This is a genomic window from Alteromonas sp. KUL17 (genome assembly GCF_006538305.1).
GTDB classification, from domain to species: domain Bacteria; phylum Pseudomonadota; class Gammaproteobacteria; order Enterobacterales; family Alteromonadaceae; genus Alteromonas; species Alteromonas macleodii.
In genome coordinates this window covers 177424-191595 of record NZ_BJKJ01000004.1, presented here as the reverse complement: position 1 = coordinate 191595, position 14172 = coordinate 177424, and the positions used below count along the sequence as shown (strand labels likewise).

The window sequence follows — 14172 nt, the reverse complement described above, 5'->3', positions numbered from 1 at the left end:
CTTAATTGTTCTTTTTGAAAAAGCGCACATAATCAACGGTTATTTGCTCAGGCAATTTACTGTCATCTATTGCTTGAGTATTTCCAAGGAAGGTTCCTAGCCCAGTGAGCCAAATATTCACGTCGTTGTGTTTGTAACGGGAGGCTGGAAACTCTGTTTCGCTCACCAGTTTTCCGTCGAAATAATAGCGCACGTGGGTCTTGGTAAACTCCATGCCATAAACATGGAATTCCGTTAGTGTAGTGCCGTCATTAAATCGAATTTGCTTAGTGCCAACTTTATTTTGTTTGCGGCCCTTATCTTCGGTCCCTGGTTCAGGTTTCCATTGGTGGGCATCGGTTTGAAAATGGGTAGGATCGATGGAGTCATTTTCAAAGGGATCAAGTTCGATGTGGCTGTGTAAACTTGGATCATCCAGCGGATTAAATTTAAGACTGTCGCTGTTTTCGGGTTTTTCTAGGTATTTCATCATCCAAAAAGAGCTATGCCAACCAGCACCCACCGGTGTTTTTAAGCGCGCTTCGTAAAAACCATAGCGAAATAGTGATTTAGAGATAACCCCACCACCCGTGTAATGCACAACGCGAGCGGGCTCATCACCTTCTTTTTGGCCCGGCTGCAACCAGGTATTATTGGGGCATTCCACACGTTCTTTTTTTAATAAGATAGTGTAGTAACCATCAGCTACGACGTTATTAGATTGCTGTTGTTTGCTCCAGTGCTTACAATCTAGTCGATACTGCCAACGAGTTTCATCAATCGCATTTCCATCGAACTCATCGTTCCAGACCAGCGTATAATTATCGTTATTCGCTTCTAATAGCGGCTGCACCTTTGTCTCTGCTAGATCAGAACACGCACCTAACCCCAATGCGACTACCGTTAACACAGACATTTTTCTGCAAACATTCATACTTACCTGCCTCTAATTGCTATAATAGATATTACGATAATAATCTACTTAGTTTAAAACATCAAACATATTATTTTTATATTTATTACATATTGCTAACAAAATCACTTGTGCTTTAATTATAATTGCTATTATAGTGATTTTACGACTAAGTGAGGATTGTTAAAAATGAAGATAAAAAAACTTTCAATGGTAGCTTCGGCGGTAGGTACGATTTTATGTACCAACATCGGAACTGCACAGGAAATCGATAAGTCTGTGGAAGTGATAGAGGTTAAAGGGGTAAGAACGTCATTGATTGCAGCGACTGCAAATAAGCGCTACTCAGACCAAATTGAAGACTCCATTATTGCCGATGATATAGGAAAGTTGCCAGACGTGACGGTCGCAGAATCCCTCGGAAGGGTGGCGGGCGTTCAAGTCGACCAAGGTATTGGTGAAGGCTCTTCCGTATCTATAAGGGGGTTACGTGACAATGTTATTTTGTACAATGGAAGGACAATTGTAGATGTAAACGGGCGCGGAGGAACGGGAATGGATACGTTGAACACATCGACCTATTCCATTATGGCCATGGTACCTTCTGCGTTAACAAAATCCTTAACTGTAACGAAACTATCATCAGCCGATATGATTGATGGTGCTATGGGCGGCGTGATTAACATCAAAAGCCAAACCGCATTCGATAACCCTGGCGAACAAAAAGCATTTTCCTATGCTGCAAATTATAATGATCAGAATAATAGTTTAGGGAACCAGTTGTTCGGCTCCTATTCAAATACGTTTTCTGACGATCGAGTGGGGATACTTTTAAGCGCGAATTTAGACAAAAGGGAAGTATCACAAGATGGTGTCGGTACGTTTAACGGGTGGACGTCGCTTGCTACCGACCGGATTGCAACGGATTCTGACGGTAATCGTTTAGATTTAGATGCGCAAGGCGCAGAGCAAAAGTTATTTATAAATAGCGATCCCCGTTTTCAACAAATAATAGACGACCGCGACAGATTGAGTGCGTCGTCTATAGTACAGTGGCAACCATCAGAGGCCCTTTATTTTGTTTTCGATGCACTATATTCAAAATTTGACTCAGTGAGAGATAGGCATTGGTTATCAACGCCATTGCTGGGGGATTTTTCTAATGCTGTAGTCGATGAAAACAATTTCCTAGTGGCAGGGTCGGCACAAAGTCCCTTACAAAACAACGCGGAGTACGTTGACCTTTCAACTGACCTTTTATCCGTAGCATTACAAAACGAATGGCAAATTACTGACGAGGCTACTATTTCTTCCGAGCTTACTTACAGTAATTCGGAGTCCGATAGAATCCAAGTATTTAACCGAGTACAGACCCTAGAAACGTTTGATATCGACTTTGACGTAAGAGAAGGTGATTTTGGTGGTGAATTTAACTTCGATGCTGACCCATTAGATAAACGTGCCTATCGATGGAATAACTACTTCGATAATAAGCAAAGTACGCGCACTGAACACTACGCTTTAAGTATAGATAGCGATATATATATCGATAGTCCTATTTTCACGAAACTAGAGGCAGGTGTTAGATTACAACGATATCAAACCAATACAGATGCGGGGAATAGGCAGTTAGTTCCGTTTCGTAATCAACCGACCGACAATCTTCTTGATTATGAGCAAAAATTCAATTTAAAAAGTTTTTTTGAAACATTCTCAAACACAGATTATCTACCTAATGCGTTAAGTGAGTTACCGAGAAGTTATTTAATTGGGCAAGGAAGGAATATTGTTGGGTGCGAATCTGTTATTGATGTATTTACTGAAGCAGATCGTCAAAAGTGTTTAAACCCTGACGCTGACATCAATAATTTATTAAGTACATGGAATATTGAAGAAGACCACTTAGCTGCCTATTTGAAAATTAACTACGACCTTGAGTTTGCTGGTATGAGAGCCAGTGGCAACTTTGGTGGTAGGTGGTTAAAGCGTGACCTCACATCGATAGGGAATCAGGCTGTATCATCGACTGAAGTGACAGGGTCGACTGTTGAGGTAACGAATTCAACTTTCTTACCCTCAGTAATTTTCAATTTAGATATTACAGATGATTTTAAGTTGAGATTAGGCGGGGCTAAAGTGCTTGCGTACCCTAGCACTGCTTCAATGCGTAATTCATTTAGACTATTTGTGAGAACGGATACAGATGACAACGGAAATTTAGTACCGGGTTTCGGCAATGGAGGCTCTCCTGAACTAAAACCTTTTGAAGCTACGCAATTTGATGTATCCGCTGAGTGGTATTTCAACGAATCCTCTGCCTTTACTACAACGCTCTTCACAAAAGATATTGCGTCGTTCGTTATACCTAGACAAAATAATTTAAGCTTTCCTTCCTACCCGGAAGTGCCTTTTTTCACCATTGCTCAGGATGCCAACGGAGAAGGTGGGACTATTGAGGGCATTGAATTCTACTATCAACAAGCTTTTGACTTTCTCCCTGCACCCTTTGACGGATTTGGGGTAACGGCGAGCTATGCGGTAATCAATAGTGATACTGACTTAACAGATTTATCCGGTAACCCGCAACCGTATTTAGGGCTATCTAAAAAGAGTGGAAATTTAATTGCGTATTATGAAAAGGAAAAACACAGTATTAGGGTTGCCTACAATTTTAGAGATCCTTACTTGCAGTCTATAGGTACCGAGGATCTAGGCTGGTATAGCGATGAATTCAACCAATTGGCTTTAACTTACAAATACACGATTAACGATAACATGAGTGTTTCGCTGCAGAGGAACAACTTAACAGAAGAGAACAATCGCACGTATGCACAGTTTCCAATAGCGCTATTAACTAATACTGAAAGAGGAAGAACACTTAGAGCGTCCTTCACTATGAAATGGTAAAAGAGTCGGACTTACTTTACAAACCTTTGTTAAATTAAGTTGCTGTATTAAATAAAAATTGAGGGAGTTACCCTCAATTTTTTGATTAAGAAAACTAACCTAGGGAGCGAAAATAAGTAAAAGATTCGCGGTCTCCGAGCTTCTGTGAAAAAGACATGCCCAGTCCAATAAGCCTGCTGTCTCGAACATGCGAAAGTCCCTCTTTTAGCACGGTAATCGCATTTTGTGTTTTACCTATATTATCCAGAGCAAGGGCGTAGATATACCAGTTCTGAGTATTGGTCGGTGCTAGTTCAGAGGCTTTTTTAAATAATTCAACAGCAGCAGGTTTATTCTGCTGGCGAATATTAAGCATTCCCAGTGAATAGTAAATAATGTCGCTAGTAGGAACCGCCTTTACTGCTTCTTCGAGGGTTTGTTTTTCGAGCGCTGCTTTATTTTGGCTGCGGTACAGTTCGGCAAGATTAATGTAATTAGCTTCAAAGAAAGGGTCTACTTTAATACCTCGTTTTAAAAGTGCTTCTGCTTCTTGAACGTTTCCTAGCTGGTATTCAACTAAACTCTGATTGAGGTTACCTTCGCCACGCCACTGGTTAATAGCGTTAGATGTGTCTAGTTCATCCAACGCTTGATTAAACGCAGCCGAATCAATTCCAAGGCCTATTAAACTATTAACCGCGGCAACGCGAACACTTCTATATTTATCGTTGAGTAAACCTTTATAGGATTTCAGCCGTTCGCCTGTTGGAAGAGCCCTGCCAGCTTGGGCCGCCGCAAGTCGTAGTAATGGCTCTTTGTTTCTAATAAATGGTCTAAGATCTTTATCGCTCAGTGTCTCAATACGACTAGGTAGCATTGTGACCACTGTCGCACGCTTTATAACGGGCAGCGTTTTAGCATGGGCAAGTCTTAGCACTTCGTTTTTATTCATAGCTTCGCCATGCATAAAAGCAACGTATTTTTCTTCATCGCTATTTAATGTCGAATCTCTGCCATACCACTCATTTAATTGCTTTGACACCCAATCATTGTTGTTTTCATGGCAGTTAAGACAGGCGTTAGGCGCGCCGGTTTTCGCTGATACATGTGGGGTAGGGATACTAAAGCTGTGGTCTCGTCTGGCGTCTACACCCATATAGGTGCGCGTTGGCATGTGACAATTTACACACTGGCTCGCTTCACTGTCACTAGGATGTTTAGTGTGTTTCTCTCCTTCGTATGCTTGTGCAGAGTGGCACTGCAAACACAGCCCATTACCTTCTACTTTCAGCTTCATAGTGTGTGGGTTGTGACAGTCTATGCAATTAACACCAGCCTCATACATCCGGCTTTGAAGAAAAGACCCATATACATACACTTCTTCTTTTATTTGCCCGTCAGCAAAGTAAAGAGGAGATATAAGTAAGGAAGGAGTGAACTGATCCAGATAGTGGTGTTCAGGGTTTATGCCATCAGTTAGTGAAGAACGAAGAGAGTGACAGCCAAAACAGGTATCCATAAAGCTATTGTCCCGTTTCGCAGGCCTATATTCGCCATTTTCAAGCTCTTGCCAGCTAGCAATTTTATCCCCTTCTTTTAGTAACCATTGACCCATAGCCTTTTGTTCGCCTGCCGACAAGGTATTGTGGGAATAGGCGGGCATATCGTTGCTGATAGCTGTATCAGCCTTCGAAGCGAGCGTAGAAGAAAGTGTATTGCTATCTTGCTTATAATGGTTTGCCATATCTCCATGGCAAGAAGTACAAGAAACATTAATGGAATCAAAGTGACTGTTGAATGCTAATGTGTCGGTGTCGAAGTTACGTGTTAGGCCGGTCGAATGGCAATCGGCACACATTCCATTCCAGTTTTGCATCGGCTGCTTCCAGTGCAGCCTATCGTTCACGCCAATATCTTCATCTTGATAGTTAGGGTACCAGCGTTGACCACCTTCTTTTTCATCGCGGCTATCCCATGCAAATGGGAAAACTTGAAAGCGGCCACTTTCGGTTTCAATTAAATATTGCTGTAAGGGGGAGTGACCAAATACATAAGAAATAGTGTATCGAGTAGTTTCTCCAGCCTCATTAAGCGTGGCAAAAAATTTTTCATTTTTTCTAAAGAAAGTTGCATGTTGCGAAAAGTGCTCGGTTGTTGCGTTATCGAAATTTCCTAAAACCGTTTCGTTTGTCGCATGATCCATGGCTTTTCCATGGTCTGATGTTTCCCACAGGTTTACTTGTACGGCATGACAACTTACGCATTGTGAAGATTCACTAGCGTAAGAAGCATAGCTTGAAAAAACGAACAGCAAAACCAGGGTTAATACGACAATACGCGGCACGTCAAAAACTCTAATATGTTAATAGTTTGTATAGGGTATCATGTTAACGCAAGCACGTCCTAATAATACAAACATCTTATGTGGGGGTTATTCGTTACGTTCGGTTAAAATCAATTCACTAGACTGGGGCATTATTGCAAAGTCAAACTGACCTAGAACGTTCATTCCCAACAATCCGTCGGCATCGGGTAGAGCGTCTTCGGGCAGCACGATGGCAGAAACATCGTTGAACTCGTAGCCAGCAAAGTAAAATCGGGGTATTTGTACCAGAGGGGCTTCAATGGTTCCTGATGCGGTTCTAATGTTGAAGTTACCAATGAACGTGAGGTTTCGCATACGGCCTAAACGCGCAAAGAGTCGCGATGATATTGCGGTGGTACTGGCACCCGTATCTAAAATCATGGTGGCTTTTTGGTTAAGCGCCTTTACATCAAGGCGATATTGATCGCCAATGCGCTCTAAGGCTACACGGGTTTGATAACGTGCGGCTTCAGCGCCTGTTGGCTCTATTTCACTCTTGTTCGGCGTAGCGTCTGCGTTGGCAATATCGCGCATTTCATAGGCTTTATTGCGAATGATATTAGCGTCTCTGTCGTTTAATGGAAGGGCAGCAAGCACGTCTTCCATTAACGTAAGCTTTTGCTGATAAGCGTAAGCTTCAGCCAAATTAAGGGTGTAGTGCCTAGCGTCAGGTATGCGTTGATACAGTGGCTCATTTAATCTGGCAACCAGTTCCCATTGTTCGTCTTGACTTAACTGCGTCTGCGCCTGTTGATACAAAGTAGCAATTTTTGCGTCAATAAATGAGAGAGTTTCAGTTGGAAGAGGCAGTTCGGCCAAGTCGTAGTAGTGCACTATGGCCGTTGAGAGAGGCTTGGTTAACTCAATCAGTTCACCCTCTAGCAACAACAGAGATTCGTTGAGCGGGTCATATTTTAAAAGGTTTGTTAATTCAGTGGCGAGCAACGCGTATTGCTCGTTATTGAGTAGGGTAGTCAGTGAATCTAATTGATCTTGATTAACGAGTGGTGAAGAGGTGCGCAGATCGTCAAGTTCGCTGGGTGTCGTGTTAGTGCCTGTCATAGGTGAAAAGTTGGCGGGAGAGCGTTCATTGTTGAAGGGCTCAGCTTTTTCGTTTACCTGAGTTTCATCCACCAACTGTGATTGGGTTTCTAGCTGCTTGTCACTATCTAAACGGTGTTCATAACTGGCCTCTAGTGCATAAGCTTTATCATTGTGCTGCTTTAAACTAAGCCATAGGTAAACGTTTATGCCTAGCGACACAATAAGGAAGAGCGAAAGCACTATCGCTAGCCACGTTTTCATTGTGCCACACACGCCTTGCCATAGATGTCCACGAATTGTTTAGGCATTCGCTTTGGGGCACCAGTATCAAGGCTAACACACACGAATGTGGTCATAGCATCAAATACGGTTTTGCCTCGCTTTGGGCAGATAAATTGAAACTGGCGTTTCAAAGTAAGTTTGCTGTCGCAATGCACTATCCATGTAGCGCATTCTAACGTATCTCCAAGATGTGTTGGCAGGTGGTAGTTTAGCTCGTGGCGCTTAATGACCATGCCACGGTTAAGCGATTGATAATCGGCAAATTGCAAGCCAAGCGCGTTTGAATGGGCCCATGCTAGGCTTTCTAACTGCGACAGGTACGCCACATTATTAACGTGCTGATAGTGGTCGATGTGCGTATCATCAATATGCCACTGCTGCACATAGGGGGCGTCTAATATCCAATTAAGCGTTGGGGTGCTCAAATCTTTTCCTTACTCATATTTTTGCTTTGATCTACTCTGCTTCTTCACGTTCAGGCATTGTGCCTCATACCACAGGCAGGGGATTATCTTCAGGTAACGTTAAATCATCGCTTAACAATAATTGCATTATCGCTTTTTCTCTCACCAATACGGGGTCAATAAAGCTCTGCACGTCACCTATCGCTTTAAACGCATCAAACCCTCGTTCCAAAAATTCATGCAATGCGAGTAATCCTGCTAATTTAGCTGGACGACGGGACAGTGAAATTAACATACCTATACCACGAATTTTTATAACGTCCGCGAGTTGATCGCCCAAATGGGAAATTATGTCGATTTGATGCTTTCTATCCTCAATTCTGCCCACATTACGATACACCAAAGCGTAGTTATCTCGGTTGATAGGTTCTCCGGGAAAATGGCTTTGTAAGTACTGAGCCATCGCCATATCCAAATCGAACGATAGTGCATTTAACGACAATGCGTCGTCCATAGCGTTCATAGCTTTGTCAGGCAGTACTTTTGCGAGTTTTGGAATGACTCGCACTAAATCAGCGTCCCGTTGGCTAAAATCTTTTGGCCCGTACAATTCATCTACAAAAAAGCCATGGCTTTTTGGTAACGTTTTTGCTGTGCTAAATCGTCGTGCGTGACCAGTAAGCGTTCGCATTGCCAGTGTTGCAATTGGTGAATGATAGGCATTACACCCAACTGATTGGCTAAGTCACGAAGGGCATTGACCCGATGAATATGTTTAATTATCTCTTGCGCCAAATGACAAACTCCCTGTTGAGATAGTGTGGCTAATTCGTTGTTGTAAACCTAGATTGACCTAAGCAAGCGAGCCTTTCAAGTGAGAAGACAAAGTTTTACTGGTATACTCCACCGCCATTGAAATAGCTCTGTTATGTAGAATTTATTAGCCGCCATGAACATCGCAAGTCATCACGCATTGTTTGCCAAGACTGAAACTAAAAATACCGATACTAAAGGCTCAAACGTTGAAAGCCTAAAAAGTGAATATCCGGGCATGCACCGAGAAACGACTACGGGGTCGGATCACTCAGAAGCAGACGTTGATGTACCTGTGTTAATCGCGTTGTTTAATTCGACATTTGAAGATTTTAATACGCGCTTGGTTTTAGGTGATGACGAACCCATTTACATCCCAGCAGACAGCGCAACACCTTATCATCAAGTCGTGTTTGCTCATGGATTTTTTTCAAGCGCTTTGCATGAAATTGCGCACTGGTGTATTGCGGGTGAAAAGCGTCGACTATTAGAAGATTACGGTTACTGGTATTGCCCAGATGGCCGCGATGCATCACAGCAAGCTGACTTCGAAAAAGTAGAAATTAAGCCCCAGGCCATTGAGTGGGCGTTTACAGAAGCAGCAGGAAGAAAGTTTCAGGTAAGCACGGATAACTTAAACGGCGCTGAGCCCGACAGAGAAGGTTTTACGCGAAACGTAGCCGCACAGCTTGAACGCTATAAATCTGAGGGCTTTCCGCCTCGGGCTGAACAATTTATTAATGCGCTGTCATCTACGTTTGGTAAAGGTAAGTCGTCTGGTTCATGTAGCAGCATAATAAATAGCACGGTAACAGACACGTCAAAAAAATACGCTAACAGCAAATTGGGTGGCGGGATAGGAGTAGATGCCGAATGAATCATACTGATCTTAGCCAATCAACGTTTGATAACAAACCCAAATTCAAATTGGGTGTTGTGGTAAACCCCTTTGCCGGCATAGGCGGAGCACTCGCGCTTAAAGGCAGCGACGGTGCAGAAATTCGCGAAAAAGCACTGGCTATGGGAGCAGAGAAAAAAGCCAACGAAAAAATGGCGAAAGCGCTCAGTATTCTAGAAGCCTTATCTGGGCAATTTACCGTCGTGACAGCATCGGGCGATATGGGTGAAACAATCTGTGAATCTCTAGGTATTCCTTATGAGGTAATCTACACGGCTGATGCCGTGCAAACCGAGGGCGAAGATTCAGAGCGTGCAGCTAAAGCAATGGTGGACGCCAACGTCGACTTACTGCTTTTTGCCGGTGGCGACGGCACAGCCCGTAATATCTGTAGCGTAGTTGGCACACAGGTGCCCGTGCTAGGTGTGCCTGCAGGTTGCAAAATTCACTCTGGCGTTTACTGCGTGTCGCCGTCAGCGGCAGGGCAGGTAGTAAGTCAGATGATCGCAGGCGAGCTTGTGAGTGAAATGGACGCCGAAGTACGTGATATTGACGAAAACGCGTTTCGCGAGGGCAAAGTTATTGCCAAACACTATGGTGAAATGCGCGTACCCGCAGAGCTCACTTATGTTCAAGCAGTAAAAATGGGCGGGAAAGAAGACGAGGCCTTAGTGCTTGACGACATTGCCGCTTACGTTGGTGAAATTATTGACGATGAGCCTGATACCTATTTTGTCATGGGATCCGGCTCCACCGTAGGTGCGGTCATGGACTTTCTTGGCCTAGAAAATACCTTGTTAGGTGTGGATGTGGTTAAACAAGGTGAGCTAATCGCAAGTGACGTTACTGCGAGCGAACTGATTGCGCTAACTCATGACAAGCCCACTAAAGTCATTTTGACGGTGATCGGTGGTCAGGGCCACATATTAGGTCGCGGAAATCAGCAGCTTAGCCCTGCTTTTATCCGCCAAATTGGCAAGCAGAATATGCTCGTTGTTGCCACTAAACAAAAACTACAGGCATTAAACGGTAAGCCGCTTCGCTTAGACTCAAGCGATGCAACGCTAGACGCTGAACTCGCAGGCGCGTTCACGGTTATCACTGGGTATAAAGATAAAGTACTTTGCCAAGCTGTTTAAAGACGCAGTTTGATATAACACAGCACATGTATAGCCATAAAAAATGAGTTTATCTCGAACTAAGATTTGATATTTAAAAACAGGAAGGAGTAAGACGTGTTACCACCTGCTGCAGCACCAGAAAGTGTCGTTAACGCCATCGCAGATATTGAGGCATCGCTTGATGACGTGGTAAATCACGGTAGTGATGACGAATTGTTTATAGCCAGCTACTTGCAAGGTCACTTTGCAGTAGAGGCTCGCCAGTTAGAAATGCAAGAAGATGCTACGGTTGCGATGCTTAATGATAAAATGCTCGAGAGCCTTAATAGCGCATTCGCCAACAACGAATTAGAAAGTGAAGACGCTAAACAAGTTAAAGCGCTTTGGGCACGGCTAGTCGCAATATAATTGCGACTTTCTTCCTTACTTTTCCCTAACAATTTTTCTTCGTTCGTCGTTTATCCTCTCTTTTACAATCCGTTACAGTTTTCTGCATCGTAACTCTTTATAAACTACCAAATTGATTTATGTTTAGTACTGGCGTAAAGCCGTTCTGTGGTGCCTGGCACATTTTGGTGTTCAGCACAGATAATAAGATTAAGGATGACGAAATGACTGTACTTAAGCATCTCACCAAGCGCTTAAAAGTAAGTGTAGGTGTGCTGGCAGTAAGTAGTACGCTGGTTGGCTCAGCGTTTGCTAAAAACGATATCAATATCGACTACGAAAAGTTCACTACCGATAATGGGTTAACGGTAATTGTTCATGAAGACCGCAAGGCCCCAGTGGTTGCCGTTGCGGTTTGGTATAAAGTGGGTTCAAAAGACGAACCAAACGGCAAATCAGGGTTTGCGCACCTATTTGAACACTTAATGTTTAACGGCACAGAGAACTATGACGATGAATGGTTTGGGCCGTTACAAGAAGCTGGGGCAACAGGATTAAACGGTACCACAAACTTTGACCGTACTAACTATTTCCAAACCGTTCCGACACCTGCACTTGATCGTATTCTCTGGATGGAATCTGATCGCATGGGGCACTTGTTAGGTGCGGTGACACAAGAGAAATTAGACGAACAGCGTGGCGTTGTACAAAATGAAAAACGTCAGGGCGAAGACCAGCCTTACGGAAGCGTATTCACGCATATTTTTGAAGGCTTATTTCCCATAGGGCACCCTTACCATCATACGGTGATTGGCTCGATGGAAGATCTTAACTCCGCATCGTTAGACGACGTTAAAGGCTGGTTTAACCAATATTACGGACCGAATAACGCAATACTGGTGCTAAGCGGCGATATTAACGCAGAAGAAGCCAAACCTCTGGTTAACAAGTACTTCGCTGATATTGAGCCGGGCCCAGCACTGTCTAAATGGGAAGCATGGGTACCCAAGCGCAATGCAAATACCCGAGAAGTAATTCAAGACAAGGTGCCACAATCGCGCATTTACCGCCTTTGGGTTTCACCTGAAAATACCTCTTCAACCGCAACAGACTTGTTCATTGCCGCGAGTGTCATGGGCGATGGTAAAAACTCACGCCTTTACAAAGAACTGGTGTACGACCAACAAATTGCTACCAATGCCTCGGTGTTTAACTACGAGCTACAAATGGCGTCTATTTTTGGTGTGACGGTTGACGTAAAAGACGGCGTTGACGTTGCGACAGTGGAAAAAGAAATAGATAAAGTCATTAGCGAGTTTTTGCGTAAAGGTCCAAGCAAAGACGAAGTTAAATTGGTGTCGACTAAGCGACGTGCTTCAATTATTCGCGGGCTTGAAGAGGTTGGGGGCTTTGGCGGTAAAGCCGATACGCTTGCTAGTGGTGAGTTCATTGCTGGCGACCCTAACTACTTCAAAACTGAATTGAGTGAGCTAGGACAGGCTACTCCTAAAAGGGTTAAAGCGGCTGCGAATAAATGGCTAAAAGAAGGGTGGCATCAAATCACGGTTGTTCCGTTTATTGAGCACACAGCATCTACCGAAGGCGTTGACCGCAGCTCTGGCTTGCCTTCAATCGATGCAGAGACTCAACTGAGCTTTCCTGAGGTGACAGAAACTACGCTTTCTAACGGTGTAAAGGTAGTATTTGCAAAACGCTCTACGGTTCCATTGGTGAATGTTGCGGTGCAATTCGACGCGGGTTACGCTGCTGATGCGGGTGGCAAGTTAGGACTTGCGAGCTTCACCACACAGATGCTTGACGAAGGCGCGGGAAAATATGACGCGCTGGAGCTTGCGGCAGAGCTTGAGCAGTTGGGTACTGATTTAAACGCCGGCTCAAACCTAGATACCACCACAGTTACCATGTCAATGTTAACAGAGAACATGGAGCCTTCTTTGGCGCTGATGGGGGATATCTTGAAATCACCAACGTTCAAAGAGGAAGAGATTGAACGTCAACGAGCGCTTATATTAAGTAATATTGCACAGCAAAAAACGCGCCCTGTAAGTATTGCGCTTACGTTACTTCCGCCTCTTATTTATGGTGAAGGCCATGCGTACGGTATTCCGTTTACCGGTACCGGAACTGAACAAGACGTACAAGCGATTACGCGAGATGACCTTGTTAACTTTAAAAATACGTGGCTACGCCCAGACAATGCGACAATTTTTGTTGTTGGCGACACCACGTTAGGTGCCATTAAACCCATGCTTGAGAAAGAGTTTGGCAAATGGAAGGTAGAAGGTAGCAAAGGTGCGAAGCAAATTGCTGAAGCGTCAATGCCTGAGCAAGGCCAAGCGATTATTATCGACCGCCCTGGTGCACAACAGTCACTTATTCTGGCTGCACATTTAGCGCCACCAACAGGGGCTGACAACAATATTGCAATTAATGCCATGAATTTAACCTTAGGTGGTGCTTTTACTGCTCGCGTTAATATGAACCTGCGTGAAGATAAAAGCTGGTCTTATGGCGCGTACACCTTCCTGCAAGATGCTAGGGGACAGCGCCCGTTTATGGTTTATGCGCCGGTGCAAACCGATAAAACAGGTCCATCACTGCTTGAGCTTAAGAAAGAGCTTAACGCTTACTTAGGTGAAAAGCCGCCAATGGCGAATGAACTTGAAAGGGCGCGGTTAGACGAAGTTCGCTCTTTGCCAGGTCAATTTGAGACGGCTAACGCGGTATTGTATAGCTTACTGTCGAGTGAAAGATTTAACAGACAATATAGCTACCCAGAGTCTTTGGTCGAGAAATACAACAGCTTGTCTTTAGACGATTTGAGTAACGCGGCGAAAGAAGTGCTGCACCCAGAGAAATTAACCTGGATAATCATCGGAGATGCCGAGAAGATTAAAGCAGAAGTTGAAGCGGCTCAGCTCGGGCCTGTTAGCGTGCAAAGCATGAATTCACTGTAGTTGGTAAATAATTAACCAAGAGAAAAAGGGCCGATATCATTTTCGGCCCTTTTTTATGTGACAAATGCGTCTTTTGTAGAATAGATTGCGTTCAATAGATGA

General features: G+C 43.9%; 10 protein-coding genes. 5 read left to right on the top strand and 5 right to left on the bottom strand.

Features of this window, described 5'->3' with window-relative positions; translation table 11 throughout:
* Window position 1: 1 nt before the first annotated feature.
* On the bottom strand, window positions 2-913 hold the full coding sequence (locus tag KUL49_RS05610; protein WP_131136589.1) for a family 16 glycosylhydrolase: 912 nt from the start codon (window positions 911-913) through the stop codon (window positions 2-4).
* A gap of 168 nt (window positions 914-1081) precedes the next feature.
* Between KUL49_RS05610 and KUL49_RS05605 the strand changes: the two genes are divergently transcribed.
* Complete coding sequence (locus KUL49_RS05605) at window positions 1082-3799, top strand: TonB-dependent receptor (RefSeq protein WP_131136588.1); 2718 nt, start codon at window positions 1082-1084, stop codon at window positions 3797-3799.
* Between the two features lie 94 nt (window positions 3800-3893).
* On the opposite strand, the gene KUL49_RS05600 is transcribed toward KUL49_RS05605, so the two are convergent.
* The 4 genes from KUL49_RS05600 to KUL49_RS05585 all read right to left on the bottom strand — a co-directional run bounded on the left by KUL49_RS05600 (window position 3894) and on the right by KUL49_RS05585 (window position 8564).
* The gene (locus tag KUL49_RS05600) at window positions 3894-5981 is read right to left on the bottom strand and encodes an ammonia-forming cytochrome c nitrite reductase subunit c552 (protein ID WP_131136587.1); all 2088 of its coding nucleotides are present in this window, start codon (window positions 5979-5981) and stop codon (window positions 3894-3896) included.
* 228 nt (window positions 5982-6209) lie between these two features.
* Window positions 6210-7448 (bottom strand): TIGR02281 family clan AA aspartic protease, encoded by a 1239-nt coding sequence (locus KUL49_RS05595; RefSeq protein WP_131136586.1) that lies wholly within the window; start codon window positions 7446-7448, stop codon window positions 6210-6212.
* Entirely contained in the window at window positions 7445-7894 is a 450-nt protein-coding gene (locus KUL49_RS05590; RefSeq protein ID WP_131136585.1) for a thioesterase family protein, read from the bottom strand. The genes KUL49_RS05595 and KUL49_RS05590 overlap by 4 nt, the downstream gene beginning before the upstream one ends.
* A gap of 64 nt (window positions 7895-7958) precedes the next feature.
* Window positions 7959-8564 carry a hypothetical protein gene (locus tag KUL49_RS05585; protein ID WP_242633728.1) on the bottom strand — a complete coding sequence of 202 codons (606 nt, stop codon included), beginning with the start codon at window positions 8562-8564 and terminating at the stop codon, window positions 7959-7961.
* Window positions 8565-8924: 360 nt separating this feature from the next.
* Here KUL49_RS05585 and KUL49_RS05580 point away from each other — a divergent pair, with 360 nt between their 5' ends.
* The 4 genes from KUL49_RS05580 to KUL49_RS05565 all read left to right on the top strand — a co-directional run bounded on the left by KUL49_RS05580 (window position 8925) and on the right by KUL49_RS05565 (window position 14070).
* Window positions 8925-9563, top strand: a complete 639-nt coding sequence (locus KUL49_RS05580; RefSeq protein WP_131136683.1) for an elongation factor P hydroxylase — start codon at window positions 8925-8927, stop codon at window positions 9561-9563.
* Window positions 9560-10723 (top strand): ATP-NAD kinase family protein, encoded by a 1164-nt coding sequence (locus KUL49_RS05575; RefSeq protein ID WP_014949977.1) that lies wholly within the window; start codon window positions 9560-9562, stop codon window positions 10721-10723. Before KUL49_RS05580 ends, KUL49_RS05575 begins: the two co-directional genes overlap by 4 nt.
* Window positions 10724-10819: 96 nt before the next feature.
* Entirely contained in the window at window positions 10820-11113 is a 294-nt protein-coding gene (locus tag KUL49_RS05570; protein ID WP_014949976.1) for a YfcL family protein, read from the top strand.
* Between the two features lie 203 nt (window positions 11114-11316).
* Complete coding sequence (locus tag KUL49_RS05565; RefSeq protein WP_131136584.1) at window positions 11317-14070, top strand: pitrilysin family protein; 2754 nt, start codon at window positions 11317-11319, stop codon at window positions 14068-14070.
* Window positions 14071-14172 lie beyond the last annotated feature (102 nt).

Bases quoted from the DNA above. Each gene is read 5' to 3' on its own strand.
- KUL49_RS05610 (WP_131136589.1), bottom strand. From the start codon at position 913: ATGAATGTTTGCAGAAAAATGTCTGTGTTAACGGTAGTCGCATTGGGG.
- KUL49_RS05585 (WP_242633728.1), bottom strand. From the start codon at position 8,564: ATGCGAACGCTTACTGGTCACGCACGACGATTTAGCACAGCAAAAACG.
- KUL49_RS05595 (WP_131136586.1), bottom strand. From the start codon at position 7,448: ATGAAAACGTGGCTAGCGATAGTGCTTTCGCTCTTCCTTATTGTGTCG.
- KUL49_RS05565 (WP_131136584.1), top strand. From the start codon at position 11,317: ATGACTGTACTTAAGCATCTCACCAAGCGCTTAAAAGTAAGTGTAGGT.
- KUL49_RS05580 (WP_131136683.1), top strand. From the start codon at position 8,925: ATGCACCGAGAAACGACTACGGGGTCGGATCACTCAGAAGCAGACGTT.
- KUL49_RS05575 (WP_014949977.1), top strand. From the start codon at position 9,560: ATGAATCATACTGATCTTAGCCAATCAACGTTTGATAACAAACCCAAA.
- KUL49_RS05600 (WP_131136587.1), bottom strand. From the start codon at position 5,981: ATGGATCATGCGACAAACGAAACGGTTTTAGGAAATTTCGATAACGCA.
- KUL49_RS05605 (WP_131136588.1), top strand. From the start codon at position 1,082: ATGAAGATAAAAAAACTTTCAATGGTAGCTTCGGCGGTAGGTACGATT.